We start from the raw sequence: 24802 nt of genomic DNA on the forward strand, positions 1-24802 counted from the left end.
CGGGCGTCGCCTCAGTCCAGACGACCGGTCTGGCCGCGGTCGCGCAGATAGTGGTCGGCGATGGTGCAGGCGAGCATGGCCTCGCCGATCGGCACGGCGCGAATGCCGACGCAGGGGTCGTGGCGGCCCTTGGTGCGCAACTCCACGTCCTGCCCGTCCTGGTCGATCGACTGGCGCGGCGTCAGGATCGAGGAGGTTGGCTTGATGGCAAAGCGGGCGACGATCGGCTCGCCGGTCGAAATGCCGCCGAGAATGCCGCCGGCATGGTTCGACAGGAAGCGCGGCCGGCCGTCATTGCCGATCCGCATCTCGTCCGCGTTTTCCTCGCCGGTGAGGTCGGCCGCATTGAAACCCTCGCCGATCTCGACGCCCTTGACGGCGTTGATCGACATCAGGCCGGAGGCGATGTCCTGGTCGAGCTTGGCGTAGATCGGCGCGCCGAGGCCGGCCGGAACATTCTCGGCGATCACCTCGATCACCGCGCCGACGGAGGAACCCGCCTTGCGGATATCATCCAGATAGCGTTCCCAGACCGGCACCATTTCGGCGTCCGGGCAGAAGAACGGATTGTTGTCGATCTCGGACCAGTCCCAGTTGTCGCGGTTGATCCTGTGCTTGCCGATCTGGATCAGCGCGCCGCGATAGGTGACATCCGGCAGCACCTTGCGCGCGATCGCGCCGGCAGCGACGCGGGCCGCCGTCTCGCGCGCCGAGGAGCGGCCGCCGCCGCGATAGTCGCGCAAGCCGTATTTGACGTCATAGGTGTAGTCGGCATGGCCGGGGCGGTACTGCCGGGCAATCTCGCCGTAATCCTTGGAGCGCTGGTCGGTGTTCTCGATCATCAGCGAAATCGGCGTTCCCGTGGTCACATAGGTGCGCCCGTCTTCCTGCGGCAGGACGCCGGACAGCACCTTCACCTGGTCGGCCTCCCGCCGCTGGGTGACGAAGCGCGACTGGCCGGGCTTGCGGCGGTCGAGATAGGCCTGGATTTCCGCAAGCTCGAAAGCGATGCCGGGCGGGCAGCCATCGATGACGCAGCCGAGCGCCGGGCCATGGCTTTCGCCCCAGGTGGTGACGCGGAAAAGATGTCCGAATGTGTTATGCGACATGGTTTACCTCTGCCGTCGTTGCGCGGCTTCGCTCTATCGCAATTGCCGGGTGAGGGGAAGCCTACTCGATCCAGCCGATCGCTCCGGCCGCCGGATCGATGCGCAGGGCGGCATCCTGGGGGATCGGAAGCTCGGCGGCCTCGGCCGTCGAAACGCCGCCGACAATGCGGAAGAAGCTGCGGATCACGCCGCCATGGCAGACGCAGACGGTGGGGCCGACGACATCCTTCAGCCAGGCGCCGACGCGCCAGGACAGGATTTCGTAGCTTTCGGCATCCGCGCCGGGGGGCACGAAGGCCCATTTGTCCTTCTCGCGTTCATGCAGGAGAGCCGGGCTGAAGCCTTCCACCTCTTTCAGCGTGCGGCCTTCCCAGTCGCCGAAGGAGAGCTCCTTCAGCCGGTCGTCGGTGCGGTAGAGTTCGGGCGTCAGGCCCATGGCCGCGCGCGCCCGCTCCATCGTCTCGCGCGTGCGCAAAAGGGGACTGGAAACGAAATCGTAAAGCCGGGCCTCCTCGCCCAGTATTTCCCCCAGCCGCTCGCCGTTGCCGCGGGCCTGTCCGCGCCCGATCTCGTTCAGCGGAATGTCCTTCTGCCCCTGCAGACGGTATTCGGCATTCCAGTCCGTTTGTCCGTGACGAATGGCGTAGATCAACACAATTTCTTACCGTTCAATTTTCATTAAAGGATGATGCTAAAATTCAAAAGGTTAGGAGGGTTTTGCACATGTTTTGGAAAATCTTCACCCGCGAAACCACGGTTGCGGCTGTCGAAATCTATCGCCGTCGCGAAGAAAGCGCAAAGCAAAACGGCGCGGGCAAGGTCCGCGCCGTCATTCGGACTCAGTCCTTGACCACTGAAATGTCGGGTGCGTCGACCGCCTTCATACCGACCACGTGATAACCGCTGTCGGCATGGAGAACCTCGCCGGTGACCGAGGTCGAAAGGTCGGAGAGCAGGAACAGCGCCGTGTTGCCGACCTCGTCGATGGTGACATTGCGCTTCAGCGGCGAATTGTACTCGTTCCACTTCAGAATGTAGCGGAAATCGCCGATGGCGGAGCCGGCGAGCGTCTTGATCGGGCCGGCGGAAATGGCGTTGACGCGGATGCCGCGACCGCCGAGATCGACCGCCATGTAGCGCACGCTCGCCTCCAGCGCGGCCTTGGCGACGCCCATCACGTTGTAATGCGGCATGACCTTTTCGGCGCCGTAATAGGTCAGCGTGATCATCGATCCGCCTTCATTCATGATCTGTTCCGCCCGCCGCGCGATCGCGGTGAAGGAATAGACCGAAATATCCATGGATTTGGCGAAATTCTCGCGCGATGTATCGATATAGCGGCCGGTCAGCTCGTCCTTGTCGGAAAAGGCGATAGCGTGGACGACAAAGTCGATCTTGCCCCATTCCTGCTCGAGCGTCTTGAAGACATTCTCGACGCTTGCGGGGTCCGTTACGTCGCAATGGCCGGCCATCAGGGCGTTCAGCTCCTTGGCCAGCGGCTCGACGCGTTTCTTGAGGTTGTCGCCCTGCCAAGTGAGCGCGATCTCGGCGCCGGCTTCATGACACGCTTTGGCAATGCCCCATGCGATCGATCGGTTGTTGGCAACACCGAGTATAATGCCGCGTTTGCCTTTCATGAGGCCGTTAGCTTCAGCCATGTGTCGATGCTCCTTGCAACTCTCTTCGTTTCTGCCTATGGCATAGGCAGCAATACGGTTCAAGCAATCAGAACCGTGCTGAACCCGCTTTAGCTTCCGAAAAGGTTATTGCCAAGCCCTTGCAAAAATGCCCCGACCGGCCTTTGGCCGGGTGCCCGGAATCTCTTTTTGGGTGGGGGGATGGCAATGAAAACAGTTCGGTCTCGGGCGGGATCCGAATTGAAACGCGCCGCCGGGCGCGATGCGGGAGACTATGCCATGTCCAAGACGGACGAGACCCCCAACGATTTCACTGCCGAGAACGATCCCTTCGCGCTTTTCGGCACCTGGCTCACGGATGCCGAGGCAAGCGAACCAAATGACCCGACCGCCACGGCCGTCGCCACGGTGGACGAGGATGGGCTGCCCAATGTGCGCATGGTGCTGATGAAGGAGTACGATATTCGCGGTTTCGTGTTCTACACCAATTTCGAGAGCCAGAAGGGCCGGGAGCTTCTCGGCCAGCCGAAGGCGGCCATGTGTTTCCACTGGAAGTCGCTGCGCCGCCAGGTGCGCATTCGCGGTCCTGTCGAGGTCGTTTCGGAAGAAGAGGCGGATGCCTATTTCCGGTCGCGCCCGCGCGGCAGCCGGATCGGCGCCTGGGCCTCGAAACAGTCGCGCCCGCTTGAGAGCCGGTTCGCGCTGGAAAAGGCGGTCGCCCAGCATACCGCCAAGTACGGCGTCGGCGAGGTGCCGCGGCCGTCCTACTGGTCCGGTTTCCGGCTAAAGCCGGTCGCGATCGAATTCTGGCGCGACGGCAAGTTCCGCCTGCACGACCGGATCGAGTTCCGCCGGGCGAACCCCGAGGGCGGCTGGCAGAAGGTCAGGATGTATCCCTGACAACCCTGAAAGGCCGGATTTCCGGCAAGGGAGGAAAGAATGAACGATATCGCAGATTTGGAAAAGCAAGTCGCCGAGCAGGAAGAGCGGCTGGTGTTTCGGACGTTCAGCGAGGATGACGCCTGGGATCTGGGCCAGCGGCTGGTCGGTCGGGCGCTGGCGCATGAGGCGAAGGTGGTGATCAATATCCGCACGCCGAACCGCACCCTGTTTCATGCCGCCCTGCCGGGTTCCGCGCCGGACAACGACATGTGGGCGCGGCGCAAGTCCAACGTCGTCTTCCATTTCCACCGCTCGTCCTATGCGATTGAACTGGAGCACAGACGCAAGGGCCGCACGATCGGACCGGAACTCGGCCTCGACATCAAGGATTTCGCCGATCATGGCGGCAGTTTCCCGGTGCGCCTCAAGGGGGCGGGCGTCTTCGCCGCGATCACCATATCCGGACTTGCCAGCGCCGACGACCACGGGCTGATTGTCGCCGTGCTCGAGGCCTACCTCAACCAACAATAGGACATTCCTACCGTGCCGGATTCGACCGTTCGCCGAAGCGTCTTTGTCCAGTAGGGCAGGGTTTCTGCATCAGGATCAGCGGATGCGGCAGGCCGTTGTCGTCTGTTTCGCGGCGGCGCACGCCGCAAAAGCCGTGGCGACGGTAAAAGGCGACGGCACGGGTGTTGGCGGCATAGACTTCAAGCGCCAGCTTGCTCTTGAGAGCAAACGCATGGTCGAGCAGCTGTCCGCCTATGCCGAGGCTCTGGACCTCCGGAGAAACGAACAATCCGCCGATGAACTGGTCGATCAGGCCGATGAAACCGACCGGGTCACCGTTCCTGACGGCGACCCAGGTCTCGGTCTCCGGCAGGTATTTCTCGGAGATTTCCCGACGCTGGCGCAAAAGGAGGTCGTCGGGCAGGAAAGGGTGCGAGAGGCGCGAGGCGGCATACCAGATATCGGTCAGCCGGGCATTGTCGTCCGCCGTGAATGGACGGATGACAAGTCCGGTTTGGCCTGCGGCGATGGCTGAAGATTCGGGTACGCAATACATGGCGCCCATCAAAGCCCAACAGCGGTAAAAAAAACGCTAAGCCTGCGTGCCGCCGACGGTGACCTGATCCAGCCTCAGGTGCGGCTGGCCGACGCCGACCGGCACCCACTGGCCGGCCTTGCCGCAATTGCCGATGCCATTGTCGAGCGCAAGGTCGTTGCCGACCATGGAAACGCGCTTCATCGCGTCCGGCCCGTTGCCGATCAGCATCGCACCCTTGATCGGCGCGCCGATCCTGCCGTTTTCGATCATATAGGCCTCGGTGCAGGAGAAGACGAACTGGCCGGAGGTGATGTCCACCTGCCCGCCGCCGAAGGTGACGGCGTAGATGCCCTTCTTCACAGAGGAGATGATCTCGTCCTTGGTCTTCTCGCCGGCCAGCATATAGGTGTTGGTCATGCGCGGCATCGGCAGGTCCGAATAGGACTGGCGGCGGCCGTTGCCAGTAGGCGCGACGCCCATCAGCCGCGCGTTCATGCGGTCCTGCATATAGCCCGTCAGCCGGCCGTTCTCGATCAGCACGTTATAGCCCGACGGCGTGCCTTCGTCGTCGATCGAGATCGAGCCGCGCCGGCTGGCGATCGTGCCGTCATCGACGATGGTGACGCCGGGCGCTGCGACCATCTCGCCGACAAGGCCGGAAAAGGCGGAAAGGCCCTTGCGGTTGAAATCGCCTTCCAGCCCGTGGCCGACGGCCTCGTGGATCATCACGCCCGGCCAGCCATTGCCGAGCACGACATCCATGGTCCCGGCCGGAGCCTCGATGGCCTCGAGATTGACGAAGGCCTTGCGCAGCGCCTCTTCCGCGCCCGACTGCCAGTCCTGGCGGGCGAAGAGATCGGTAAAGCCTTCGCGCCCGCCGATGCCGAAGGAGCCGGTCTCCTGACGGTCGCCCTCGCCGACGACGACGGAAATATTGAGCCGCGTCATCGGCCGGACATCGCCGACGCGGTAGCCGTCCGCTCGCAGGATATCGACGATCTGATGGCTTGCGGCAAGCGATGCCGAGACCTGCCGCACCCGCGGATCGCGCGCGCGCAGATAGGCATCGATCTCGCCGAGAAGCTTGACCTTCTCCTCGAAGCTCGGCGCGCCGATCGGGTTTTCGTCCGAATAAAGCTTCGTATTGGTGCCGCGCGGCGGTTCGGCATAGGTGCCGGCATAGCCGGAGGTGACGGCCTTGGCGGTCGCGGCGGCGCGCTTGAGCGCGCCGAGGGACAATTCGCCCGCATGGGCAAAGCCGCTCGCCTCTCCGGCCACCGCCCTGAGGCCGAAACCGTGGCCGGTGTTGAAAGAGCCGCTCTTCAGCCTGCCGTCGTCAAAGGTCAGTGATTCGTTCTGGCTGTACTCGACATAGAGCTCGCCATCGTCCGCGCCATGAAGCGTATCCGAAACGATGTCGCGGATCGTGCTCTCGTCTGCGTCGAAATGGCTGATCAGGTCGCGGTCCGTCATCTGGCTATCGTCCTTTTTCTTGTCCACGCCTCCATATAGGACGTGGCGGGCGCAATATCAGGGCAGGGCGTCAAAGCCTTCGCCGAAACCGGAAAGATCGACCGGAATGCCGATCGTGTCCTGGTCGATGGAGAAATTCAGCGTGAATACGGCCTCGGTGCCGGCGCGCAGGATCTTCATCAAGTCCGCGTCGATATCGACCTCGACATAGCAGCCGTCGAGATAGCAGCGCGAAAATGCGGCCTTGCCGATATTCACGCCGTCGACGAAAAGCCCCATGCCCTCGGGCAGGAACACGCCGAGCGGGGAGAGCACCCTCAAAAGCGTCGCCTGCCGGTCGGCCGTCTTCAGGACCGCGATGGAGAGGCCGATCTCCGGCCGGTCGTCGGCAATCACGTTCTGCATCAGCGCGCATTGATCGAGCGTCGAGCCGGGCGGCTGGTCGCAGATCATCGACCAGGCGCCGTGATTCGCGCGCACCATGGTCGGGTCCTGCTCGCCGCCGATATCTATGCTCTGGCCGGCCTGCGGGGCGGCATTCTCCTGGGCGCGCGCGCCGTTGGCCGGAAGCGCGATCAGCGCGGTCGCGAGCACGAGCCATGCGGCTGCGCCGGACGCGCGCGGCAGGCGGATTGCGGGACAAGTTGGCATGGCACGGATTCCTGCATGAATCGATAAGGCTTTGTCTTCTGAAAGGGTTTTGCCGCTTTCCGGGAGAATTTTCAACGGCGCGACACGCGGGATGGCGTCACACCCGGAACGAAACCGATAGAATTTATTCCGCCTGCGTGAGACAATTTGACGCTTCAAATCGGCAAATGCTATGGCATAATTGTGACTGAGGGAGAAAAAGAGGCACACCGGCCGCGCCACTGTACGCAGGCGGGGCGTGCGTCAGCGAAAACAGATGTTATCATGGCCTAGTATGCGCTTCGGGCCTTCATGCCATATAGCGTTCTTGGAAAGGGTCCGGTTTGACCACGGTCAAACGATGGAGGGAGAATTCAACGTGATGAACAAGACCAGAGCATGCGTGGCAGCTCTTCTCTGTCTTGCGGGCACGGGCAGCGCCTTTGCGGCGCAGCCTCAGCCGTGGGAAATGGGCATGCAGCCGGCGGCTTCGCCGATCATGCATCAGATTCGATGGTTCGAGCAGTATACGCTATGGTTTATCGTGCCGATCGTGCTTTTCGTGCTGGCGCTGCTGATCACCGTGATCGTGCGCTTCAGGGCGTCGAAAAACCCGGAAGCCTCGCGCACCAGCCACAACACCATGATCGAGGTGGTATGGACCGTTGCGCCGGTTCTCATCCTTCTGTTCCTGGCCGTGCCCTCCTTCAACCTTCTGACGGCGCAGCTGACCATGCCGGAGGACCCGAAGCTGACGGTCAAGGCGACCGCGACCCAGTGGCTGTGGAGCTATGACTATCCGGAAATCGAGGATGGCGAGATCTCCTATTCCTCCTACATGCTGACCGAAGACCAGCGTGCCGAATACGGCAAGGAAGACAAGGCCGTCTATCCGCGCCTTCTCGCCGTCGACAACGAGATGGTGGTGCCGGTCGGCGAGGTGGTGCGCCTTCTGGTGACGGCGGCGCCGACGGATGTGATTCATTCCTTTGCCATGCCGGCCTTCGGCATCAAGATCGACGCCGTGCCGGGACGTCTCAACGAGACCTGGTTCAAGGCCGATGCAGAGGGCATCTACTACGGCCAGTGTTCCGAGCTTTGCGGCAAGGACCACGCCTTCATGCCGATCGCCATCCGCGCGGTCTCGGCCGAGCAGTTCGAAACCTGGCAGGCATCCGCCGCGACCGATGTGGAAGCCGCCAACAAGGCGCTGATGGCCAGTATCGACACCGAAAAGCAGGGCGACGACGCCGTTCTGCTGGCAGACAAAGACTAAGGGGGAGGGAGACGATCATGGCCGAAGCAGGCACTCACACCGCTCACGACGACGACCATAAGCCCGGCTTTTTCGCCCGCTGGTTCCTGTCGACCAATCACAAGGATATCGGCACGCTCTACCTGATCTTCGCCATCTGTGCGGGCATCATCGGCGGCGCGCTCTCCGTTGCCATGCGCATGGAGCTGCAGGAGCCCGGCATCCAGATCTTCAACGGCCTGGCTTCCATGGTCTATGGCGACGCAGGCGCCGCGGCCGTCGACCAGGGCAAGCATCTCTACAACGTCTTCACCACCGCGCACGGCCTGATCATGATCTTCTTCATGGTGATGCCGGCGCTGATCGGCGGTTTTGCCAACTGGATGATCCCGATCATGATCGGCGCGCCCGACATGGCCTTTCCGCGCCTCAACAACATTTCCTTCTGGCTGATCATTCCCGCCTTCCTGCTGTTGCTTCTCTCCATGTTCGTGGAAGGGCCGGCGGGTTCCAACGGTGTGGGCGGCGGCTGGACGCTCTATCCGCCATTCTCGTCGACCGGGATGCCGGGTCCGGCGGTGGATCTGGCGATCTTCGCGCTGCATGTGGCCGGCATCTCGTCCATCCTCGGCGCGATCAACTTCATCACCACGATCCTCAACATGCGCGCGCCGGGCATGACGCTGCACAAGATGCCGCTGTTTGCCTGGTCGGTGCTCGTCACTGCCTTCCTGCTGCTTCTGTCGCTGCCGGTCCTGGCGGGCGGCATCACCATGCTGCTCACGGACCGCAATTTCGGCACGACCTTCTTCTCGCCCGATGGCGGCGGTGATCCGATCCTTTACCAGCACCTGTTCTGGTTCTTCGGCCACCCGGAGGTCTACATCCTGATCCTGCCGGCCTTCGGCATCATCAGCCACATCATCTCGACCTTCTCGAAGAAGCCGGTCTTCGGCTATCTCGGCATGGCCTATGCCATGGTCGCGATCGGCGCCGTCGGCTTCATCGTCTGGGCGCACCACATGTATACGGTGGGTCTCTCGCTCGACACGCAGCGCTACTTCGTCTTCGCCACCATGGTGATCGCGGTGCCGACGGGGGTGAAGATTTTCTCCTGGATCGCCACCATGTGGGGCGGGTCGATCTCCTTCAAGGCCCCGATGGTCTGGGCGGTTGGCTTCATCTTCCTGTTCACCGTCGGCGGCGTGACCGGCGTGCAGCTCGCCAATGCGGGGCTCGACCGGTCGTTGCACGACACCTATTACGTGGTTGCCCACTTCCATTACGTGCTGTCGCTCGGCGCCGTCTTCGCGATCTTTGCCGGCTGGTATTACTGGTTCCCGAAGATCACCGGCTATATGTATAACGAGCGGGTTGCGGTCATCCATTTCTGGGTCATGTTTGTGGGCGTGAACCTCGTGTTCTTCCCGCAGCATTTCCTCGGTCTTTCCGGCATGCCGCGCCGCTATATCGACTATCCGGATGCCTTCGCCGGGTGGAATGCGGTGTCCTCCTACGGCTCCTATATTTCCGCCATCGGGGTTCTCATCTTCCTTTACGGCATCTATGAAGCCTTTGCGAAGAAGCGGGTCGCCGGCGACAATCCCTGGGGTCCGGGCGCAACCACGCTCGAATGGCAGCTTTCCTCGCCGCCGCCCTATCACCAGTGGTCGGAACTGCCGCGCGTGCGCTGAGCCGCGCCGCTGAAACGAGACGAAGGCCGCGCGCCCGCTGAACGAGCGAGGGGCGCGCGGTTTTTCCAAGAGAATTGAGACAGAGCAGAACATGACAGTTTTGGACAGCGAGACCGGCCTGGGACATGCCGATATCGGCCTTTCGGAGGCGACGGCGCGGGACTATTTCGCGCTTTTGAAGCCGCGCGTGATGTCGCTGGTGGTGTTTACCGCCTTTGCCGGGCTGTTTCTTGCTCCCGGCCCGATCAATCCGGTCATGGGCGCGATCGCGATCCTGTGCATCGCTACCGGGGCGGGCGCGGCGGGCGCGCTCAACATGTGGTATGATTCCGACATCGATGCCGTCATGTCGCGCACGGCAAAACGGCCCATCCCCGCCGGTCGCGTGGCACGCCAGGAGGCGCTGGCTTTCGGCATCGCGCTATCCTGTTTTTCCGTCGCCACGCTCGGGCTTGCGATCAACTGGTTCGCCGCGGGCCTGCTGGCCTTTACCATCTTTTACTACGCCGTCTTCTACACGATGTGGCTGAAGCGTTCGACGCCGCACAACATCGTCATCGGCGGGGCGGCCGGCGCCTTTCCGCCCATGGTCGGCTGGGCCGCCGTCACCGGTGGCGTGTCGCTCGACAGCGTCATCCTGTTCTCGATCACCTTCTTGTGGACGCCGCCGCATTTCTGGGCGCTGGCGCTCTTCAAGATGCGCGACTACGACGATGTCGGCATTCCCATGATGCCGAATGTCGCCGGCGAGAAATCGACCAAGAACCAGATGGTCGTCTATGCCGTGTTGACGGCGATCGCCGGCGTCGCGCCCGCGCTCACCGGGCTTGCAAGCCCGGCCTATGCGGTTTTTGCCGGAGCGATGGGGGCCTATTTCATCTACGCCTCGCTGAAGGTGCGGGCGATGCCCGAGGGCGATGAGCGCATGCTGCCGGCAAAGAAGATGTTCGGCTTCTCGATTCTCTATCTGTTTTCGATTTTCGCGGCGCTGATCGCCGACCGCGCCATCTTCATGTTGTTCGGGTGAGGGCGTCATGATCGAGACCGTGAAGCTGACCGACAAGCAGAAGAAGGCCCGGCGCGGGCGCAATTTGGCGCTCGGCGTGGTGCTCTTTGGCCTCGTCGTGCTGTTCTACGTCATCACCATGGTCAAGTTTGGATCGGTCTGAGGAGGCTGCACGCATGACGGAGGAGACAGGCCAGAGAAAGCCGCGCAATAACGGCGCGATTGTCGCCATGTGCCTTGTCTTCGTGATCGGCATGACCGGCATGAGCTTTGCCGCCGTGCCCCTCTACCGCATCTTCTGCCAGGTGACCGGCTATAACGGGACCGCGCAGCGCGTCGAGCAGTATTCCAACACCATTCTCGACAAGACCATCAAGGTGACCTTCGACGCCAATGTCGCGCCCGGCCTCGACTGGGAGTTCAAGCCGGTGCAGAAATCGGTCTCGCCGAAGATCGGCGAGACGGTGCAGGTCATGTTCGAAGCGCGCAACAAGTCGAGCGAGCCGATCAACGGCCAGGCGATCTTCAATGTGACGCCGCTGCAGGCCGGCGCTTATTTCAACAAGGTCGAGTGCTTCTGTTTTACCGATACGACGCTGCCGCCCGGAGAGACGCTGGAAATGCCGGTGGTGTTCTTCGTGGATCCTGCCATCACGGAAGCCGAGGAGACGAAGGACATCAAGGTGCTGACCCTGTCCTACACATTTTTCGAGCATGATCTGCCTGCTGCCTCCGAAGCCGCCGCGCTGGAGGTGAAGGCGGCCGACCGGAAGGGCTAGGCCGCTTGCCTGAATTGCGGATTGTCATCCGCGGGGATTGATTAAAGCAGCAAATTCGGCCCTTATGCTGCTGAGGGAGAGGAAACGGGGACCACCAATGGCGGAAACGCAACACAAAAACCACGACTACCACATCATCGACCCGAGCCCGTGGCCGCTGGTCGCCTCCATCGGCGTGTTTCTGATGGCCTTCGGCGGCGTCGGCTATATGCGCTATCTGAGCGGCGGCACGTTTTCGATGTTCGGTCTCAACCTGGCGCAGCCCTGGCTGTTCCTGATCGGTCTGGTCGTCGTTCTCTACGTGCTTCACGGCTGGTGGTCGGATACGATCAAGGAGGGGCAGGAGGGCCATCACACGCCGGTGGTGTCGCTGCATCTTCGCTACGGCATGATCATGTTCATCGCCTCGGAGGTGATGTTCTTCGTTGCCTGGTTCTGGGCCTTCTTCGACGCCAGCCTGTTTACCGGCGAGGCGATCCAGGCATCGCGCGTCGAGGCGACGGGCGGCACATGGCCGCCGGAGGGCATCGCCGTTGTCGACCCGTGGCACTTCCCGCTCTACAACACCGTCATCCTGCTGCTGTCGGGCACGACGCTGACCTGGGCGCACCACGCGCTGCTGCACGGAGACCGCAAGGGGCTGATCCAGGGGCTGACGCTGACGGTCGTTCTGGGCTTGCTGTTCACCAGCGTTCAGGCCTACGAATATTACGAGGCGCCGTTTGCCTTCAAGAACTCGATCTATGGCGCGACCTTCTTCATGGCGACCGGCTTCCACGGCTTTCATGTGATTGTCGGCACGATCTTTCTGATCGTGTGTCTGGTGCGCGCCGCGCGCGGCGCCTTCACCCCGGAGCGGCATTTCGGGCTCGAGGCGGCGGCCTGGTACTGGCACTTCGTCGACGTCGTCTGGCTGTTCCTGTTCTTCACGATCTATATCTGGGGCGGCTGGGGCGCGCCGCTTGCCGAAACCGGACATTGATCCTAAATTCACGGTCGCCGCGTCAGAAAATGCGGCGGCCGTATTTCTTTTGTGAGGCACCGTCATCGATATCCATGAAGAAAAGACCGCTTCGGGCGGGCGCTATTTCACCAATGTGGATGGCCATGAGGCCGAGATGACCTATTCGCGGGCATCCGCAAACCTTGTCATCATCGATCATACCGGCGTGCCCGACGCGCTGCGCGGCAAGGGCGTCGGTCAGGCGCTGGCCGAGCATGCCGTCGAAGCCGCCCGCGAGGGCGGCTGGAAAATCATTCCCCTTTGCCCTTTCTTCAAGGCGCTCAGCATCCGCCATGGAGAGTGGCAGGATGTTCTTCAGTAAGAGGCGCCGCGCCTTTCTCGGTTCGCGGCGATCCGTTTCATGTCAGATCACGACCACAGCCCAAAGCCCGCAAGCCTGGTAAAGTCGGGCCTTGCCGGACGCTGCCCGCGATGCGCAAAGGGGCGGTTGTTCGATGGCTTCCTGGCCTTGCGCCCCGCCTGCGAGCATTGCGGACTCAGCTATGAATTTGCCGATTCGGGCGACGGGCCGGCCGTCTTCGTCATGTTTGCCGTCGGCTTTCTGGTGATCGCGCTGGTGCTCTGGACAGAGATTTCCTATTCGCCACCGCTCTGGGTGCATGCGCTCATCTGGGTGCCGGTCACCATCGCGCTGTCGCTTGGCGCGCTCAGGGCCTTCAAGGGCGTGCTGATCGGCCTGCAATATCGCCACAGCGCCGCGGAAGGCGTGATCGATCGCTCCGACGATGCCTGAGCGCCGCCTGTCTCCGCTCGGCGTCATCGGCCTTGGTCTGGCGCTTATCGCCTTCGTCTGCCTCATCCTCCTCGGTAACTGGCAGGTTCGCCGGCTCCACTGGAAGGAAGGTCTTCTGGCGACCATTGAGGCGCGCCTTGCCTCGCCGCCGGTCCCGCTTGCCGACATCGAGACGATGGCGGGAGACGGCGCGGATATTCGCTACAGGCCGGTGACGGTTACCGGCACTTTCGACCACGACCGCGAGCGGCACTATTTCGCGACCTTCGAGGGCCTGTCCGGCTATTACGTCTACACGCCGCTGAGGCTCGAGGACGGGCGGATCGTCTTCGTCAATCGCGGCTTCGTGCCCTTTGACAGGAAGAACGCGGCAACACGCGCCGAAGGGCAGGTGGAGGGGCCTGTCACCATAGCCGGCCTTTCGCGCGAGCGCCTGCCGGAAAAACCATCCTTCCTTGTTCCCGAAAACGATCTGTCGAAGAACATCTTCTACTGGAAGGACCTTGATGCCATGGCGGCGTCCGCCGGTCTTGGCGCGGAGACGGTTCTGCCCTTCTTCATCGATGCCGGCGATGCGGCAAATCCGGGCGGCCTGCCGGTCGGCGGCGTGACCCGCATTTCCTTTCCCAACAACCACCTGCAATACGCCATCACCTGGTACGGGCTGGCAGCGGTGCTTGCCATCGGGATCGGCGTTCTGGTGATCAGAAGGCGCCGCAACCGTGATTGACCTTCTGGCGCCGGACTTGAAAATCGTTTTCTGCGGAACCGCCAAGGGCACGATCTCGGCGCGCACCGGTTCTTTTTACGCCAACCCGTCGAACCGCTTCTATCGCACCCTGCATGAGACGGGCCTGACGCCGGAGCGGATCGATCCGGCAGATTTCCGGCGGTTGCTCGACTACGGCATCGGGCTGACGGACCTCAACCAGGTCGAAAGCGGCATGGACCGAGCGTTGAGCGAAAGGCATTTCGACCTTCAGGGCTTCCGCGAAAAGATGCTACACTTCCGGCCGAAGCTCATCGCCTTCACCAGCCTGACGGCCGCCCGCATTTTCTTTGCCGACAGGACGATCCGCTGCGGACTTCAGGACAGAGCCATCGGCGATATACCTGTCGTCGCCCTGCCGTCCACATCCGGCGCCAACGCGCATTGGACAAGGGAGCGTCATCATTGGTATCAGTTGCAGGCGTTGATTTGCCGCGCCGAGAACCCATCTTGGGACGACGAGCAAAAGGCGACGGAATGACAGATACGAAAGAGCCGGACATGACCAAGAGCCCACTCACCATCCGTCTGTGCGGGCCGCGCGGCTTTTGCGCGGGCGTCGACCGGGCAATCCAGATCGTGGTTCTGGCGCTGAAGCGCTATGGCGCGCCGGTCTATGTACGCCACGAGATCGTCCACAATCGCTATGTGGTCGAGGGGCTGGAGGCCATGGGCGCGATCTTTGTCGAGGAGCTTGACGAGATCCCGGCAGAGCACCGGGACCAGCCGGTGGTGTTTTCCGCCCATGGCGTGCCGAAATCCGTGCCGGCGGATGCCGAGAGCCGCAATCTCTTCTATCTCGACGCCACCTGCCCGCTGGTCTCCAAGGTGCACAAGCAGGCCATGCGTCATGAACGGCTCGGCCGTCACGTGGTGCTGATCGGCCATGCCGGCCATCCGGAAGTGATCGGCACGATGGGACAATTGCCCGAGGGCGCGGTATCGCTGGTCGAGACGGTGGAGGACGCGGAAAAATACGAACCCGCCGACCCGGACAATCTCGGCTATGTCACCCAGACCACGCTTTCGGTGCAGGATACGGCGGCGGTGATCGCCAAACTGCGGGAGAGATTTCCCAATCTGACCGCGCCATCGGCCGATTCGATCTGCTATGCGACCACCAACCGGCAGGAGGCCGTGTCGGCTGCCGCTCCGGGCTGCGACCTCTTCATCGTCGTCGGCGCGCCGAATTCGTCCAATTCCAAACGCCTGGTCGAGGTTGCAAGCCGCGCCGGCGCGAAGCGCGCCATGTTGGTCCAGCGCGCCTCGGAACTCGATTTCGACGTGATCGGCGATATTGCGACGCTTGGTATCTCGGCGGGCGCATCCGCACCCGAAGTGGTGGTCAACGAGATCATCGAAGCCTTCCGCGACCGGTTCAATGCGGCGGTGGAACTTGCCGAGACGGCGATCGAAAACGAGCATTTCCTGGTCAACCGGGAACTGCGCGATGTCGAGCTGACGGTCGAGGACATGGCCTTCGTCAACGGACGTTAGGCGGTTCGGCCTCGTTGTTCTTATCGTGTTTGCTTGACAGCGACGCGGCCATCGTGAAAACCAGCAGCAGTCTTTCCATCGGGGATTTGCATTGGCCGTCTATACCGACATCAACGAGGTCGAGCTGAAGGAATTTCTTCAGGCCTACGACACCGGCACGCTCCTGTCTTTCAAGGGCATTGCCGAGGGCGTCGAGAACTCGAACTTCCTGCTTCACACCGACCGGTTTCCGCTGATCCTGACGCTTTACGAAAAGCGGGTCGATGAGAACGACCTGCCCTTCTACCTCGGACTGATGCAGCACCTGGCCGAGCGGGGCCTTTCCTGCCCGCTGCCGCTGCCGCGCTCCGATGGCGCGCTCTACGGTGAGCTCTGCGGCAGGCCCGCCGCGTTGATCTCGTTTCTGGAAGGCATGTGGCTCAGGAAATCCGAGGCGCGACATTGTCGCGAACTGGGTGCGGCGCTTGCCCGCATGCACATCGCCGGCCAGGACTTTTCCATTCGCCGCGAGAACGCGCTGTCTCTGAAGGGCTGGGTCGATCTTTGGGACAAGTCCGCCGCGCGCGCCGACGAGGTCCAGACGGGCCTTGAGAGCGAGATTACCGACGAATTGGCGCTGCTTGAGGACCGCTGGCCGGTGGACCTGCCGGAAGGCGTCATCCATGCCGACCTCTTTCCCGACAATGTGTTCTTCATCGGCGACGAATTGTCGGGGCTGATCGACTTCTATTTCGCCTGCAATGACTTTTTGGCTTACGATCTGGCGATCTGCCTCAATGCCTGGTGTTTCGAGAAGGACGGCGCCTTCAACGTTACCAAGGCGCGGGCGCTGATCGAGGGTTATCAGAGCGTGCGCCCGCTGAATGCCGCCGAGATCGAGGCGCTGCCGCTGCTGGCGCGCGGTTCGGCGCTGCGTTTCTTCCTGACGAGGCTTTACGACTGGCTGACGACGCCGGAAGGCGCGCTGGTGGTCAAGAAGGACCCGCTGGAATATCTGCGCTATCTGCGCTTCCACCGCTCGGTGAAAAGCGCCGGTGAATACGGACTGTCATGAGCATGAAGCAGGTCGAGATCTTCACCGACGGGGCCTGTTCCGGTAATCCCGGTCCCGGCGGCTGGGGCGCCGTGCTGCGCTACGGCGACATGGAACGCGAGCTTTCGGGCGGCGAGCAGCTGACCACCAACAACCGCATGGAGCTGATGGCGGCGATTGAAGCGCTGAAGGCGCTGAAAGAGCCTTGCGCGGTGTCGCTCTATACCGATAGCGTCTATCTGAAGGACGGCATCGGCAAGTGGATCCATGGCTGGAAGAAGAACGGCTGGAAGACGGCGGCGAAGAAGCCGGTCAAAAATGCCGAACTCTGGCAGGCGCTCGAGACCGAGCGCAATCGCCACGCGGTGACGCTTTTCTGGGTGAAGGGCCATGCCGGCCATGAGGAAAACGAGCGCGCCGACGAACTGGCGCGCCAGGGGATGGAACCATATAAAAAGGGACGGTGAAGGCTGAGGCCAGGCCGCCATTCTGGAGGAAATTCATGATCTTGCATTGCGTATTCATTCGATTTCGTCAGGACGTCACGGCTTCCGAAAAGGAGGCCATCTATGCCGGCATTGCCGCGCTTAAGGACGTGATCGGTGGGATCGTCGACGTGAAGGGCGGGCCGAATGTCTCACCGGAAGGCCTCGACAGCGGTTATGCCGACGGTTTTGCCGTCACCTTCGAGAACGCCGCCGCCCGTGATGCCTATCTTGACCATCCCGACCACAGGGTGGTTGGCGAAAAGATCGTGGCCGCCGCCGCGGGCGGTCAGTCGGGTATTCTCGTCTTTGACATGAAGGTCTGAGCGGGCTCACGCGATCAGGCGGATGAGCAGCCGGCCGAACGGCAAAAGCGCGATACGCCAGGAAAGCCTGAGCAGGCGGAAGCCGAAATAGGCCGCGCCCGCCAGCCATAGGGCAAGCGACGCGGTCCAGCTTGTCGCGGTCAGGAGGATGCCTCCGAGCCCGACAGCGCCGGAGCCCAGAAGAAACACGACGGCGCGGAAGCGCTTGCCGACACGCGCCGAAAGCTTGCCGAACTTGGTAAGGTCGGCGGGCGTGTCCGCGACCTTGAGCATGTCCGTTCCCGCGCGAAGCCCCTGCTTGGTCATCACCGTGCCGACATTGGCAGCCGCGTCCTGCATGCGCAGCAGCGGCTTGGCGTTGAGCGAAGAGGAAAGCGCCCGGCTTGCCGCCGGCACATTGCCGCGCTTGAGCAGGGGAACGGCCGTGCGCAAGGCGGGCGCGTTTACCGCCTGGCGCGAGAGGCGGGTGAAGGAGCGGCGCAGCGGCGCCGTCAGCGCGCCGGCCTTGCCGGCGGCTTTCAGCGCGCTCGTGCCGACCTTCGCCGTGGTCGCAGAGCCCGCCGAGAGGATCACGGCGCCGGTGATCGCGATGCCCGCGACGGAGATCCCGAGAATGAACGGGTCGTAGTCCTCGCCGGAGAGATAGGCGCCGCCCTCGATGATGATGTCGCGCACATCGCCCACCGTCGTGAGATCGGTCGCGACCGCGCCGATCAGCCCGGCCGCGCTGTCGGGCCGTCCGGTCAGCGCGCCCTCGAACATCTCCGAGAGCCGGTTGCCGAGACTGTTCTCGTTGGAGATGGCCACTTCCGTGCGGTCGCGCAGAGCGCCATCGATCGGGACGCCGCGGCTGTCGGCGAGCGCCAGTACGCTTCCGGCAAGATCGGGATCGTCATTTGCCAGCGCCTCCAGGATCGCTACCTGGTATTCCGAGGAGTCGAGCCGGTCCAGCCGATAATCGGTGATCGCGACAGGATCATTGGAAGATGCCAGAAGCTGGGCGGAACGGAGCCCGTTCGGGAGCACAAAGGGCATGGTGACGACGAGCGTCACGGCAAGAGCTGCCGTGCCGAACCTGCGAACCGCTTTCCGGACTTCAGGCGTCATCTAGGCTTTTCCGTATGCCGCGGCAAGAAGCGGCTCTCCTCACGATTGATGCAAAATGATCTTTGCAATCGCGGGCCGCGGAATGCAAGCGTCCGGCGCGTCATGAAGACCGGGCCGGATATTAACCGGCCCGGCGAAACAGCTTCAGAGCTGACCAAGAATGGTGGCCGCAGCCGAGACCGTGGCCTCGCCGGAATTGTCCTCGACATTTAATTCTTCCACGACGCCGTCCTTGACCAGCATGGAATAGCGCTTGGAGCGGGTGCCGAGCCCGCCGCCGGAAAGATCGAGCTCCATGCCCAGCGCCTTGGCGAATGCGCCGTCGGGATCGGCGAGATAGCGGATCTTGCCTTCGCCGCCCGTCGCCTTGGCCCAGCCGCCCATGACGAAGGGGTCGTTGACGGCGACAACGGCGATCTCGTCGACGCCGCGCGAAAGAATGGCGTCCCGGTTCTCCAGATAGGTCGGCAGGTGGTTGATCGAGCAGGTGGGCGTGAAAGCGCCCGGCACGGCAAACAGCACCACTCGCTTCGACTTGAAGAATTCATCGCTTGCGACTTTCTCCGGCCCGTTCTCCGTCAGTTCCATGAAGGTGGCGGACGGCAGGCTGTCTCCCTTGGCAATCGACATTTTTGAAATCCTCTTTGCGTGTGTTGAAAAGGCGCAATCAGGACTTAGGGTCGATCAGGCTTGATGACAAGCGGCGTTTCCATGGCCCGATCGCCGGATTTGGCCAGAAGCAGCCAGTCGCCATCTTCCGGATCGGCGTCATTGGGCAGGGCGGTGAGGGGAATGTCGATGACGAGATGGCCGTCCTTGAGCTTGCCGTCGGGCGCTTCGACGACATAGCCGCGGTTGTTGGCAAGCGTGATTTCGCGGGCAGCGTCCGGATCGGGAAGCGTGAGGGAAAGCCGGATGCCGTCGGCCGACAGGACCGCCTCCTCGACGCGGAAATCGTCCGAGGGGCTTTCGGGAAGGCTCGTGCGGGCGACGGCCAGAATGGCCTTGTCGACCGGCGTCTCCTCGAAGGCGGACGCTTTCGCCGGAATATCGAAGCTGGCCTGGAAGGGAATGCAGATATCCTTGCATAGCCCGATGAAGGCTGTCACGGTCAGGGCAGGAAGCGAGCCGGGCGCGACCTTCAGCGTGAGCGGAAACGTCACCGGGCCGTCATAGCCCATATCGGTCACTTCCGCGATCTTCAGCCGCTTGGGCACGGGATACTCGATCGCCTCCATCCGCGCATCGTCCGCGCCGGTCACGCTGATCTGCGGGGGAATGCCGCTTTCGCCCGGTTCGCGCCAGTAGGTGATGAAACCAGGGTCGGGTTCGACCTGCAGCGCCGCGTTGATCGTGCCATCGGCTGAAGGCGGGGTGAGGATGACGCGCATGCGCCCGCCGGTATCCTCCGCCCAGGGTGTTGCGGCGGCGAGGGACGTCTGCGCCGTGCCGGCAAGGGCAAGGGCCGTGACGGCGGCGGAGACGAGGTGGCGGGTCAAACGTTTCATGGCGAGACATTTAGCGCAGGCGCGGGTCTCCCGCCACGTTTCTCATCGCCTTTTCGGACAAATTGATTTGAACATTGCGTGACCTTGCCCCATGTTGATCCTATGCCTAGGATGAATTTCGAAAGCGGCGCGAACACTTTGCTGGAGGCCGATTTGTTTGACAACCTGATGACGGAGCGTGAACGCGGCCCATTCGATGGCCAGTTCCTGATCGCCATGCCGCAGCTTGCGGAAAGCGATTTCGAACGCAGCGTGATCTATATCTGCGCCCATTCCGAAGATGGCGCGATGGGGTTCGTCATCAATCGCGCCCAGTCCGTGACCTTTCCCGAAGTGCTGGAACAGCTCAAACTGGTTGACGAGAATGCTCCGGATTTTTCCGCCTCCGGGATCGGCGATTTTCCGGTGCTCTGCGGCGGGCCGGTGGAGCCCGGCCGCGGCTTCGTCCTGCATTCCGATGATTATGCCGGCGACGGCAGCATTCCCGTTACCGACGAGCTGTTCCTGACCGGCACGCTTGATGTGCTGCGCTCGGTTGCCGCCGGCAAGGGGCCGGACAAGGCGATCCTGGTGCTGGGCTATGCCGGCTGGGCGCCCGGCCAGCTGGAAAGCGAGATCGCCAATAATGACTGGCTGACCTGCCCGGCGATCGAGGAATTGCTGTTCGACCGTGACCTCGACAGCAAGTATGAGCGCGCGCTCTTTTCCATGGGCGTTCGCCCGTCCTCGCTCTCCTCCAATGTCGGGCATGCCTGAAACAAATCGCCGACATTTCCGTTTACCGGACGCTGATGGCCGTCGATCGGGGCGGCCGCAATTGTGAGGCTTCCATGAAGATTTTCGAATGCGACCATTGCGGTCAGACCGTCTATTTCGACAACGAGGTCTGCGTCGCCTGCGGCCACCGTCTGGGCTTTGATCCCGAGACGGTCGCCATGTATGCCCTGAAGCCGGTCGATTCCGTCAATTGGCACAAGGCCGATGACACCGGGCGCCAGTTCCGCTTCTGCGAAAACGCCGGGTTCAACGTTTGTAACTGGTTGCTGCCGGAAGGCAGCGACGAGCCGTTCTGCCCGTCCTGCCGCCACAATAACCTGATCCCCGACACGGGCACGGATATCGGCCTTGCCCGCTTCGGCAGGATCGTTGCGGCGGAGCGCCATCTCTTCTATTCGCTCCTGCGCTGGAATGTCGACACGCCGACCAGGGCCGAGGATCCCGATTGTGGCCTCGTCTTCGATTTCCTCGAAGACACGCGCGATGCGAACGGCAATCTCCAGCCGGCCATGACCGGCCACGAAAACGGCCTGATCTCGCTCAGGGTTGCCGAGGCGGACGACGTCACCCGCGAGATCGCGCGCCAGCAGATGAACGAGCCGTACCGGACGCTTCTCGGCCATTTCCGCCACGAAGTCGGCCACTACATCTGGGACAGGCTGGTGCGCGACGGCGGCAGGCTTGACGAATTCCGTTCGCTTTTCGGCGACGAGCGCGAAGATTATCAGGCCGCGCTGCAGCGCCACTATGAAAACGGCCCGTCTCCGGGCTGGCCGGAGAATTTCGTCAGCGCCTATGCCTCGACGCATCCCTGGGAAGATTTTGCCGAGAGCTTTGCCCATGCGCTTCATATCGTCGATACGCTGGAGACGGCGCGCGCTTTCGGGCTGATGCCGGAAGATGCCAGTCTTGAGCCACTCGGTGATGCCTATAGCTGCGCGAGCGGAAAGCGGCTGGCCGATGCCTGGGTGCCGCTGACGCTGGCGATGAACGCCATCCACAAATCCATGGGCCAGCGGGATTTCTATCCCTTCGTCCTGACCCCCGAAATCATCCGCAAGCTCGATTTCGTCCTCGCCCTTCTGGTTCGGCAGAAGAATGAGGAGCGCGTCTGAGCGCCGCAGCGCTCACGCTTCCTTGGCGGCGACTTCCTTGAGCAGGCGCAGCGCCGTGGGCGCTGCGACGGAGGCGCCGTAGAGCGGGCCGCTGGCATAGGCGCAGCCCGCATCGGCAAGCGCCTGCGCGTCGACCTCGCTGCCGACATCCGTCACGCCGACCGCAGTGCCGAGCCGTGAGGCCAGTTCGGCAAAGGCCCTGACGACATCCGTCTGGGTCTCGTTGTTCTGCTTGAAGACGGCATTGTCCACATAGGTTGCGTCGAAGCGGAAGCCCTTGAGCAGGGTGAGCGAGCCGTGCCCGTTGCCGAAGCCGGAAAGCGTCACCCCGGCGCCGATCGTGCGCAGATATTGCAGCGCAAGCTTCGCCTGTTCCGGCGCCTTCTGGACGACGTCTTCGGGGATGGAGAACACCACCTGTCTCGGTGCGTTCTCCGACTGACGCACCAGGCTTTCAAGCTCGATCAGCGTACTGGTTCTCAGCATTTCCGTGCAGTTGAGCTCGATCGAGACGAAGGGGCGAACCTTGGGCAGGGTCTGCTGCCAGCCCGAGAGGTCTTCAAGCGCCTGACGAACGGTATAGAGCACCAGTTCGGCGGAGCGTTCCGCCTCGCGGCTGATCTCGAAGATCTCGCCGGTGGAAATTTCGCCCCGCTGCGGATGCTTCCAGTTCAGGATGCAGGCAAATCCGGCAACCCTTTGGCTTTCGAGGCGCATGACCGGGCGGTAGAAGACCGACATCTCCTTGCGGTCGATGGCGCGTCCGAGATCGGCCTCGACGCGTTTGCGCTCGTCGTCGAGCATGCGCAGCGCCGGGCGGTAGGTCTCCACCGAATTGCCGCCCATGCGCTTGGCGCGCAACATGGCGAGCCGTGCATCCTCGAGGAAGGTTTCGGCGGAGCCCGGCGTATCATGCCAGGAGGCGATGCCGATCGAGGCCGTCAGCGCGATCTCGCGGTTTTCGAAGGTGATCGGCACATCGATGGCGGCGACCAGCGCGTCGGCAAATTCGGCGACCGCATCGGGCTCCGTCTGCGACTGCAGCACGATGGCGAAGCTGTTGCCCGAAAGCCGCGTCAGCGTGTCCTCGGGCTTCAGCAACCGCTGGATGCGACGCGTCAGCGCGATGAGGATATTGTCGCCGGCGGCAAAGCCGAGCGTCTCGTTGATGTCGCTGAACCGGTCGATGTCGGCGACGATCAGCGTCGGCCGCATATGCGGCATCGTCTTCGACAGGGCGATCAGATAGCTCAGCCGGTCGATCAGGATCGTGTTGTTGGGAAGGCCCGTCAGATTGTCGACGACGGCATCCTGCAGCAGGCGCTGGGTGCTGACCTTCTGGTCGGTCTGGTCGGTGATTGTGCCGACGCAGCGGATTACCTCGCCGTCGGTCGAAAGCACGGGCCGCGCGCGGATCAGCATCCAGTGATAGTGCCCGTCATTGGCGCGGATGCGGAATTCGAGCTTCAGCCGGCCGCGCCGCCATTCGAGGAAGAGGTCGAGCGTGGAGCGGAAGCGGTCGCGGTCTCCGGGGTGCAGATATTGCAGCCAGGAACGGGCCGGTCCGTTGAGCGTGCCGGCGGCAAAGCCGAGCTTGGGGGCGAAATCCGGCTCCGTGACGATCCGGTCGCGTCCCACGTCCCAGTCCCATACCGTTGCCTCCGTGCCGAGCAGGGCCAGCGCCTGGCGTTCCAGGTCGGAGAACAGACCGGGTTGATAGGCGCCGCCTGCGAAGGAATGCTGGATGACGGTGAAGCCGAGCAGCAGCACGATCAGCACCAGGCCGCCGTCCAGCGCCGGCTGGACGATGTCGTTGTCGACGCGTCCGGTGACCGTCATCCAGGCGGCAAACAGCCAGGCGACGATCAACGCCCAGGCCGGCATCAGCAGGATCGCCCGGTCATAGCGGCGAAGGCTGAGATAGACCATCAGCCCGATCCCGGCGAGCACTGTCGCGGCAAAAGAGATGCGGGCGATGCCGGCGGCGGCCGAGGGGTCGAACAGCGCCAGGCCGAACAGCGCCATCAGCAGAATGCCCCAGGCCGCGGTCGCATAGCCGAGCTGGGCGTGCCAGCGGGCGAGGTTCAGATAGGTGAACAGGAACACAACCAGGCTGAAGGCGATCGCAACATCGGCGTTGGCGCGCCAGATGCGCAGATCGCCCGGCGACAGGGGGATCAACTGGTTGAGGAAGCTGAAGTCGATCGCCACGTAGAGCAACACCGACCAGGCGAGCATCGCCGTCGCCGGCAGAACGGAGGTTCCCTTGACCACGAACAGGATGCTGAGGAACACCGCCAAAAGGCCGGCAATGCCCAGTACCACGCCGTGATAGAGCGTGAAGGCGTTTTCCGTATCCTTGTAGGCCTCCGGCTGCCAGAGATAGAGCTGTGGCAGTTCCGCCGTGTCGAGTTCGGCAACGAAGGTGATCACCGCGCCGGGATTGAGCGTGATCGAGAACACATCGGCGTCGTCGCTCGCCACGCGGTTCAGCGCAAAACCCTCCGATGGCGTGATCGCCGCGATCCGCGACGAACCGAGGTCCGGCCAGAACATGCCGGATCCGGGCAGGCGGAAATGCGGGGCGACGATCAGGCGCTCAAGCTGTTCGTCGGAGATATTGGCGAGTGAAAAGACGGCCCAGTCGCCGGGATGGTCCGCATTGCCGGAGCGCACCTCGATACGGCGGCGGATGCCGTTGGCATCGGGCACTGTGGAGATCTGTAGCTGATTGCCCTCATTGGGGTAGAGGTCGACATGATTTGTTAGGTCGATCGCGACATCGCCGCGCGAAACCTCAACGGGCTCGAGCGCCAGCGCCGGCAGGGCTGTGGAGAAGACCACCATGGCCAGTGCAAGGATGGCAAGGGCCTGACAGCCGAGCCGGCGGAGATTTGCGGGCATTCGCATCTTTG

General features: G+C 62.8%; 28 protein-coding genes. 18 read left to right on the forward strand and 10 right to left on the reverse strand.

The features are described from left to right. Positions 1 to 11: 11 nt before the first annotated feature. The 3 genes from aroC to fabI all read right to left on the reverse strand — a co-directional run bounded on the left by aroC (position 12) and on the right by fabI (position 2767). The gene (gene aroC, locus FF124_RS09640; RefSeq protein ID WP_138748290.1) at positions 12 to 1109 is read right to left on the reverse strand and encodes a chorismate synthase; all 1098 of its coding nucleotides are present in this window, start codon (positions 1107 to 1109) and stop codon (positions 12 to 14) included. A 61-nt stretch (positions 1110 to 1170) separates the two neighbouring features. Next, complete coding sequence (locus FF124_RS09645) at positions 1171 to 1764, reverse strand: histidine phosphatase family protein (protein ID WP_138748291.1); 594 nt, start codon at positions 1762 to 1764, stop codon at positions 1171 to 1173. A gap of 184 nt (positions 1765 to 1948) precedes the next feature. Further along, entirely contained in the window at positions 1949 to 2767 is an 819-nt protein-coding gene (gene fabI / locus FF124_RS09650) for an enoyl-ACP reductase FabI (protein ID WP_138748292.1), read from the reverse strand. 258 nt (positions 2768 to 3025) lie between these two features. Here fabI and pdxH point away from each other — a divergent pair, with 258 nt between their 5' ends. Together pdxH and FF124_RS09660 are read left to right on the forward strand one after the other, a co-directional pair. Then, entirely contained in the window at positions 3026 to 3646 is a 621-nt protein-coding gene (gene pdxH, locus FF124_RS09655) for a pyridoxamine 5'-phosphate oxidase (RefSeq protein ID WP_138748293.1), read from the forward strand. A 39-nt stretch (positions 3647 to 3685) separates the two neighbouring features. Next, positions 3686 to 4159, forward strand: coding sequence for a heme-degrading domain-containing protein (locus FF124_RS09660; RefSeq protein ID WP_138748294.1), 474 nt, complete (start codon positions 3686 to 3688; stop codon positions 4157 to 4159). A gap of 7 nt (positions 4160 to 4166) precedes the next feature. Here the strand turns inward: FF124_RS09660 and FF124_RS09665 are convergent, their stop codons facing one another. Genes FF124_RS09665 through FF124_RS09675 form a run of 3 tightly spaced genes read right to left on the reverse strand, consistent with a single transcriptional unit; the run spans position 4167 to position 6782 of the window. After that, positions 4167 to 4694, reverse strand: a complete 528-nt coding sequence (locus FF124_RS09665) for a GNAT family N-acetyltransferase (protein WP_138748295.1) — start codon at positions 4692 to 4694, stop codon at positions 4167 to 4169. 36 nt (positions 4695 to 4730) lie between these two features. Beyond that, positions 4731 to 6149, reverse strand: coding sequence for a metalloprotease TldD (gene tldD / locus FF124_RS09670; protein ID WP_138748296.1), 1419 nt, complete (start codon positions 6147 to 6149; stop codon positions 4731 to 4733). A gap of 57 nt (positions 6150 to 6206) precedes the next feature. Next, entirely contained in the window at positions 6207 to 6782 is a 576-nt protein-coding gene (locus tag FF124_RS09675; protein ID WP_425462523.1) for an invasion associated locus B family protein, read from the reverse strand. Positions 6783 to 7161: 379 nt separating this feature from the next. Here FF124_RS09675 and coxB point away from each other — a divergent pair, with 379 nt between their 5' ends. The 14 genes from coxB to FF124_RS09740 all read left to right on the forward strand — a co-directional run bounded on the left by coxB (position 7162) and on the right by FF124_RS09740 (position 17380). Then, a complete protein-coding gene (gene coxB, locus FF124_RS09680; RefSeq protein ID WP_187326890.1) occupies positions 7162 to 8055 on the forward strand; it encodes a cytochrome c oxidase subunit II in 894 nt (297 codons plus the stop codon). 17 nt (positions 8056 to 8072) lie between these two features. Then, entirely contained in the window at positions 8073 to 9728 is a 1656-nt protein-coding gene (ctaD, locus tag FF124_RS09685; protein ID WP_138748298.1) for a cytochrome c oxidase subunit I, read from the forward strand. A gap of 91 nt (positions 9729 to 9819) precedes the next feature. Further along, a complete protein-coding gene (locus tag FF124_RS09690; protein ID WP_138748299.1) occupies positions 9820 to 10755 on the forward strand; it encodes a heme o synthase in 936 nt (311 codons plus the stop codon). Positions 10756 to 10762: 7 nt separating this feature from the next. After that, a complete protein-coding gene (locus FF124_RS20905) occupies positions 10763 to 10897 on the forward strand; it encodes a hypothetical protein (RefSeq protein WP_281285270.1) in 135 nt (44 codons plus the stop codon). Between the two features lie 13 nt (positions 10898 to 10910). Further along, on the forward strand, positions 10911 to 11513 hold the full coding sequence (locus FF124_RS09695; protein ID WP_138748300.1) for a cytochrome c oxidase assembly protein: 603 nt from the start codon (positions 10911 to 10913) through the stop codon (positions 11511 to 11513). Between the two features lie 97 nt (positions 11514 to 11610). After that, positions 11611 to 12495 carry a cytochrome c oxidase subunit 3 gene (locus FF124_RS09700; protein ID WP_138748301.1) on the forward strand — a complete coding sequence of 295 codons (885 nt, stop codon included), beginning with the start codon at positions 11611 to 11613 and terminating at the stop codon, positions 12493 to 12495. A 64-nt stretch (positions 12496 to 12559) separates the two neighbouring features. Continuing rightward, a complete protein-coding gene (locus FF124_RS09705) occupies positions 12560 to 12838 on the forward strand; it encodes a GNAT family N-acetyltransferase (protein ID WP_138748302.1) in 279 nt (92 codons plus the stop codon). A gap of 39 nt (positions 12839 to 12877) precedes the next feature. Beyond that, positions 12878 to 13270 (forward strand): DUF983 domain-containing protein, encoded by a 393-nt coding sequence (locus FF124_RS09710; protein WP_138748303.1) that lies wholly within the window; start codon positions 12878 to 12880, stop codon positions 13268 to 13270. Further along, a complete protein-coding gene (locus tag FF124_RS09715; RefSeq protein ID WP_138748304.1) occupies positions 13263 to 14000 on the forward strand; it encodes an SURF1 family protein in 738 nt (245 codons plus the stop codon). Before FF124_RS09710 ends, FF124_RS09715 begins: the two co-directional genes overlap by 8 nt. After that, positions 13993 to 14520, forward strand: coding sequence for a mismatch-specific DNA-glycosylase (locus FF124_RS09720; protein WP_138748305.1), 528 nt, complete (start codon positions 13993 to 13995; stop codon positions 14518 to 14520). The genes FF124_RS09715 and FF124_RS09720 overlap by 8 nt, the downstream gene beginning before the upstream one ends. Beyond that, a complete protein-coding gene (ispH, locus tag FF124_RS09725; protein ID WP_425462519.1) occupies positions 14517 to 15536 on the forward strand; it encodes a 4-hydroxy-3-methylbut-2-enyl diphosphate reductase in 1020 nt (339 codons plus the stop codon). Before FF124_RS09720 ends, ispH begins: the two co-directional genes overlap by 4 nt. A 91-nt stretch (positions 15537 to 15627) precedes the next feature. Continuing rightward, positions 15628 to 16590: a homoserine kinase gene (locus tag FF124_RS09730; protein ID WP_138748306.1), complete on the forward strand. Its 963-nt coding sequence runs from the start codon at positions 15628 to 15630 to the stop codon at positions 16588 to 16590. A gap of 2 nt (positions 16591 to 16592) precedes the next feature. Next, positions 16593 to 17036, forward strand: coding sequence for a ribonuclease HI (gene rnhA / locus FF124_RS09735; RefSeq protein WP_138748553.1), 444 nt, complete (start codon positions 16593 to 16595; stop codon positions 17034 to 17036). 35 nt (positions 17037 to 17071) lie between these two features. Continuing rightward, positions 17072 to 17380, forward strand: coding sequence for a Dabb family protein (locus FF124_RS09740; RefSeq protein WP_138748307.1), 309 nt, complete (start codon positions 17072 to 17074; stop codon positions 17378 to 17380). 6 nt (positions 17381 to 17386) lie between these two features. Here the strand turns inward: FF124_RS09740 and FF124_RS09745 are convergent, their stop codons facing one another. From FF124_RS09745 to FF124_RS09755, 3 genes are all read right to left on the reverse strand, one after another. Next, positions 17387 to 18487, reverse strand: a complete 1101-nt coding sequence (locus FF124_RS09745) for a hypothetical protein (protein WP_138748308.1) — start codon at positions 18485 to 18487, stop codon at positions 17387 to 17389. 144 nt (positions 18488 to 18631) lie between these two features. Beyond that, complete coding sequence (locus FF124_RS09750; RefSeq protein ID WP_138748309.1) at positions 18632 to 19117, reverse strand: peroxiredoxin; 486 nt, start codon at positions 19115 to 19117, stop codon at positions 18632 to 18634. A gap of 44 nt (positions 19118 to 19161) precedes the next feature. Beyond that, positions 19162 to 19995: a protein-disulfide reductase DsbD domain-containing protein gene (locus FF124_RS09755; RefSeq protein ID WP_138748310.1), complete on the reverse strand. Its 834-nt coding sequence runs from the start codon at positions 19993 to 19995 to the stop codon at positions 19162 to 19164. A 168-nt stretch (positions 19996 to 20163) separates the two neighbouring features. Here FF124_RS09755 and FF124_RS09760 point away from each other — a divergent pair, with 168 nt between their 5' ends. Further along, a complete protein-coding gene (locus tag FF124_RS09760; RefSeq protein ID WP_425462524.1) occupies positions 20164 to 20751 on the forward strand; it encodes a YqgE/AlgH family protein in 588 nt (195 codons plus the stop codon). A gap of 74 nt (positions 20752 to 20825) precedes the next feature. Further along, the gene (locus FF124_RS09765) at positions 20826 to 21887 is read left to right on the forward strand and encodes a zinc-binding metallopeptidase family protein (protein ID WP_138748312.1); all 1062 of its coding nucleotides are present in this window, start codon (positions 20826 to 20828) and stop codon (positions 21885 to 21887) included. 12 nt (positions 21888 to 21899) lie between these two features. Here FF124_RS09765 and FF124_RS09770 read toward each other — a convergent pair whose 3' ends face one another. Continuing rightward, on the reverse strand, positions 21900 to 24791 hold the full coding sequence (locus FF124_RS09770; protein ID WP_138748313.1) for an EAL domain-containing protein: 2892 nt from the start codon (positions 24789 to 24791) through the stop codon (positions 21900 to 21902). Positions 24792 to 24802 lie beyond the last annotated feature (11 nt).

This window comes from Martelella lutilitoris, from assembly GCF_005924265.1.
In the GTDB taxonomy this organism is placed as follows: domain Bacteria; phylum Pseudomonadota; class Alphaproteobacteria; order Rhizobiales; family Rhizobiaceae; genus Martelella; species Martelella lutilitoris.

What these genes read in the sequence shown, in the direction of transcription:
- aroC (WP_138748290.1), bottom strand. Translation starts at nt 1,109, where the DNA reads ATGTCGCATAACACATTCGGACATCTTTTCCGCGTCACCACCTGGGGC.
- fabI (WP_138748292.1), bottom strand. Translation starts at nt 2,767, where the DNA reads ATGGCTGAAGCTAACGGCCTCATGAAAGGCAAACGCGGCATTATACTC.
- pdxH (WP_138748293.1), top strand. Translation starts at nt 3,026, where the DNA reads ATGTCCAAGACGGACGAGACCCCCAACGATTTCACTGCCGAGAACGAT.
- FF124_RS09660 (WP_138748294.1), top strand. Translation starts at nt 3,686, where the DNA reads ATGAACGATATCGCAGATTTGGAAAAGCAAGTCGCCGAGCAGGAAGAG.
- FF124_RS09665 (WP_138748295.1), bottom strand. Translation starts at nt 4,694, where the DNA reads ATGTATTGCGTACCCGAATCTTCAGCCATCGCCGCAGGCCAAACCGGA.
- tldD (WP_138748296.1), bottom strand. Translation starts at nt 6,149, where the DNA reads ATGACGGACCGCGACCTGATCAGCCATTTCGACGCAGACGAGAGCACG.
- coxB (WP_187326890.1), top strand. Translation starts at nt 7,162, where the DNA reads ATGAACAAGACCAGAGCATGCGTGGCAGCTCTTCTCTGTCTTGCGGGC.
- ctaD (WP_138748298.1), top strand. Translation starts at nt 8,073, where the DNA reads ATGGCCGAAGCAGGCACTCACACCGCTCACGACGACGACCATAAGCCC.
- FF124_RS09690 (WP_138748299.1), top strand. Translation starts at nt 9,820, where the DNA reads ATGACAGTTTTGGACAGCGAGACCGGCCTGGGACATGCCGATATCGGC.
- FF124_RS20905 (WP_281285270.1), top strand. Translation starts at nt 10,763, where the DNA reads ATGATCGAGACCGTGAAGCTGACCGACAAGCAGAAGAAGGCCCGGCGC.
- FF124_RS09695 (WP_138748300.1), top strand. Translation starts at nt 10,911, where the DNA reads ATGACGGAGGAGACAGGCCAGAGAAAGCCGCGCAATAACGGCGCGATT.
- FF124_RS09700 (WP_138748301.1), top strand. Translation starts at nt 11,611, where the DNA reads ATGGCGGAAACGCAACACAAAAACCACGACTACCACATCATCGACCCG.
- FF124_RS09710 (WP_138748303.1), top strand. Translation starts at nt 12,878, where the DNA reads ATGTCAGATCACGACCACAGCCCAAAGCCCGCAAGCCTGGTAAAGTCG.
- FF124_RS09715 (WP_138748304.1), top strand. Translation starts at nt 13,263, where the DNA reads ATGCCTGAGCGCCGCCTGTCTCCGCTCGGCGTCATCGGCCTTGGTCTG.
- ispH (WP_425462519.1), top strand. Translation starts at nt 14,517, where the DNA reads ATGACAGATACGAAAGAGCCGGACATGACCAAGAGCCCACTCACCATC.
- rnhA (WP_138748553.1), top strand. Translation starts at nt 16,593, where the DNA reads ATGAAGCAGGTCGAGATCTTCACCGACGGGGCCTGTTCCGGTAATCCC.
- FF124_RS09740 (WP_138748307.1), top strand. Translation starts at nt 17,072, where the DNA reads ATGATCTTGCATTGCGTATTCATTCGATTTCGTCAGGACGTCACGGCT.
- FF124_RS09745 (WP_138748308.1), bottom strand. Translation starts at nt 18,487, where the DNA reads ATGACGCCTGAAGTCCGGAAAGCGGTTCGCAGGTTCGGCACGGCAGCT.
- FF124_RS09750 (WP_138748309.1), bottom strand. Translation starts at nt 19,117, where the DNA reads ATGTCGATTGCCAAGGGAGACAGCCTGCCGTCCGCCACCTTCATGGAA.
- FF124_RS09755 (WP_138748310.1), bottom strand. Translation starts at nt 19,995, where the DNA reads ATGAAACGTTTGACCCGCCACCTCGTCTCCGCCGCCGTCACGGCCCTT.
- FF124_RS09760 (WP_425462524.1), top strand. Translation starts at nt 20,164, where the DNA reads ATGACGGAGCGTGAACGCGGCCCATTCGATGGCCAGTTCCTGATCGCC.
- FF124_RS09765 (WP_138748312.1), top strand. Translation starts at nt 20,826, where the DNA reads ATGAAGATTTTCGAATGCGACCATTGCGGTCAGACCGTCTATTTCGAC.
- FF124_RS09770 (WP_138748313.1), bottom strand. Translation starts at nt 24,791, where the DNA reads ATGCCCGCAAATCTCCGCCGGCTCGGCTGTCAGGCCCTTGCCATCCTT.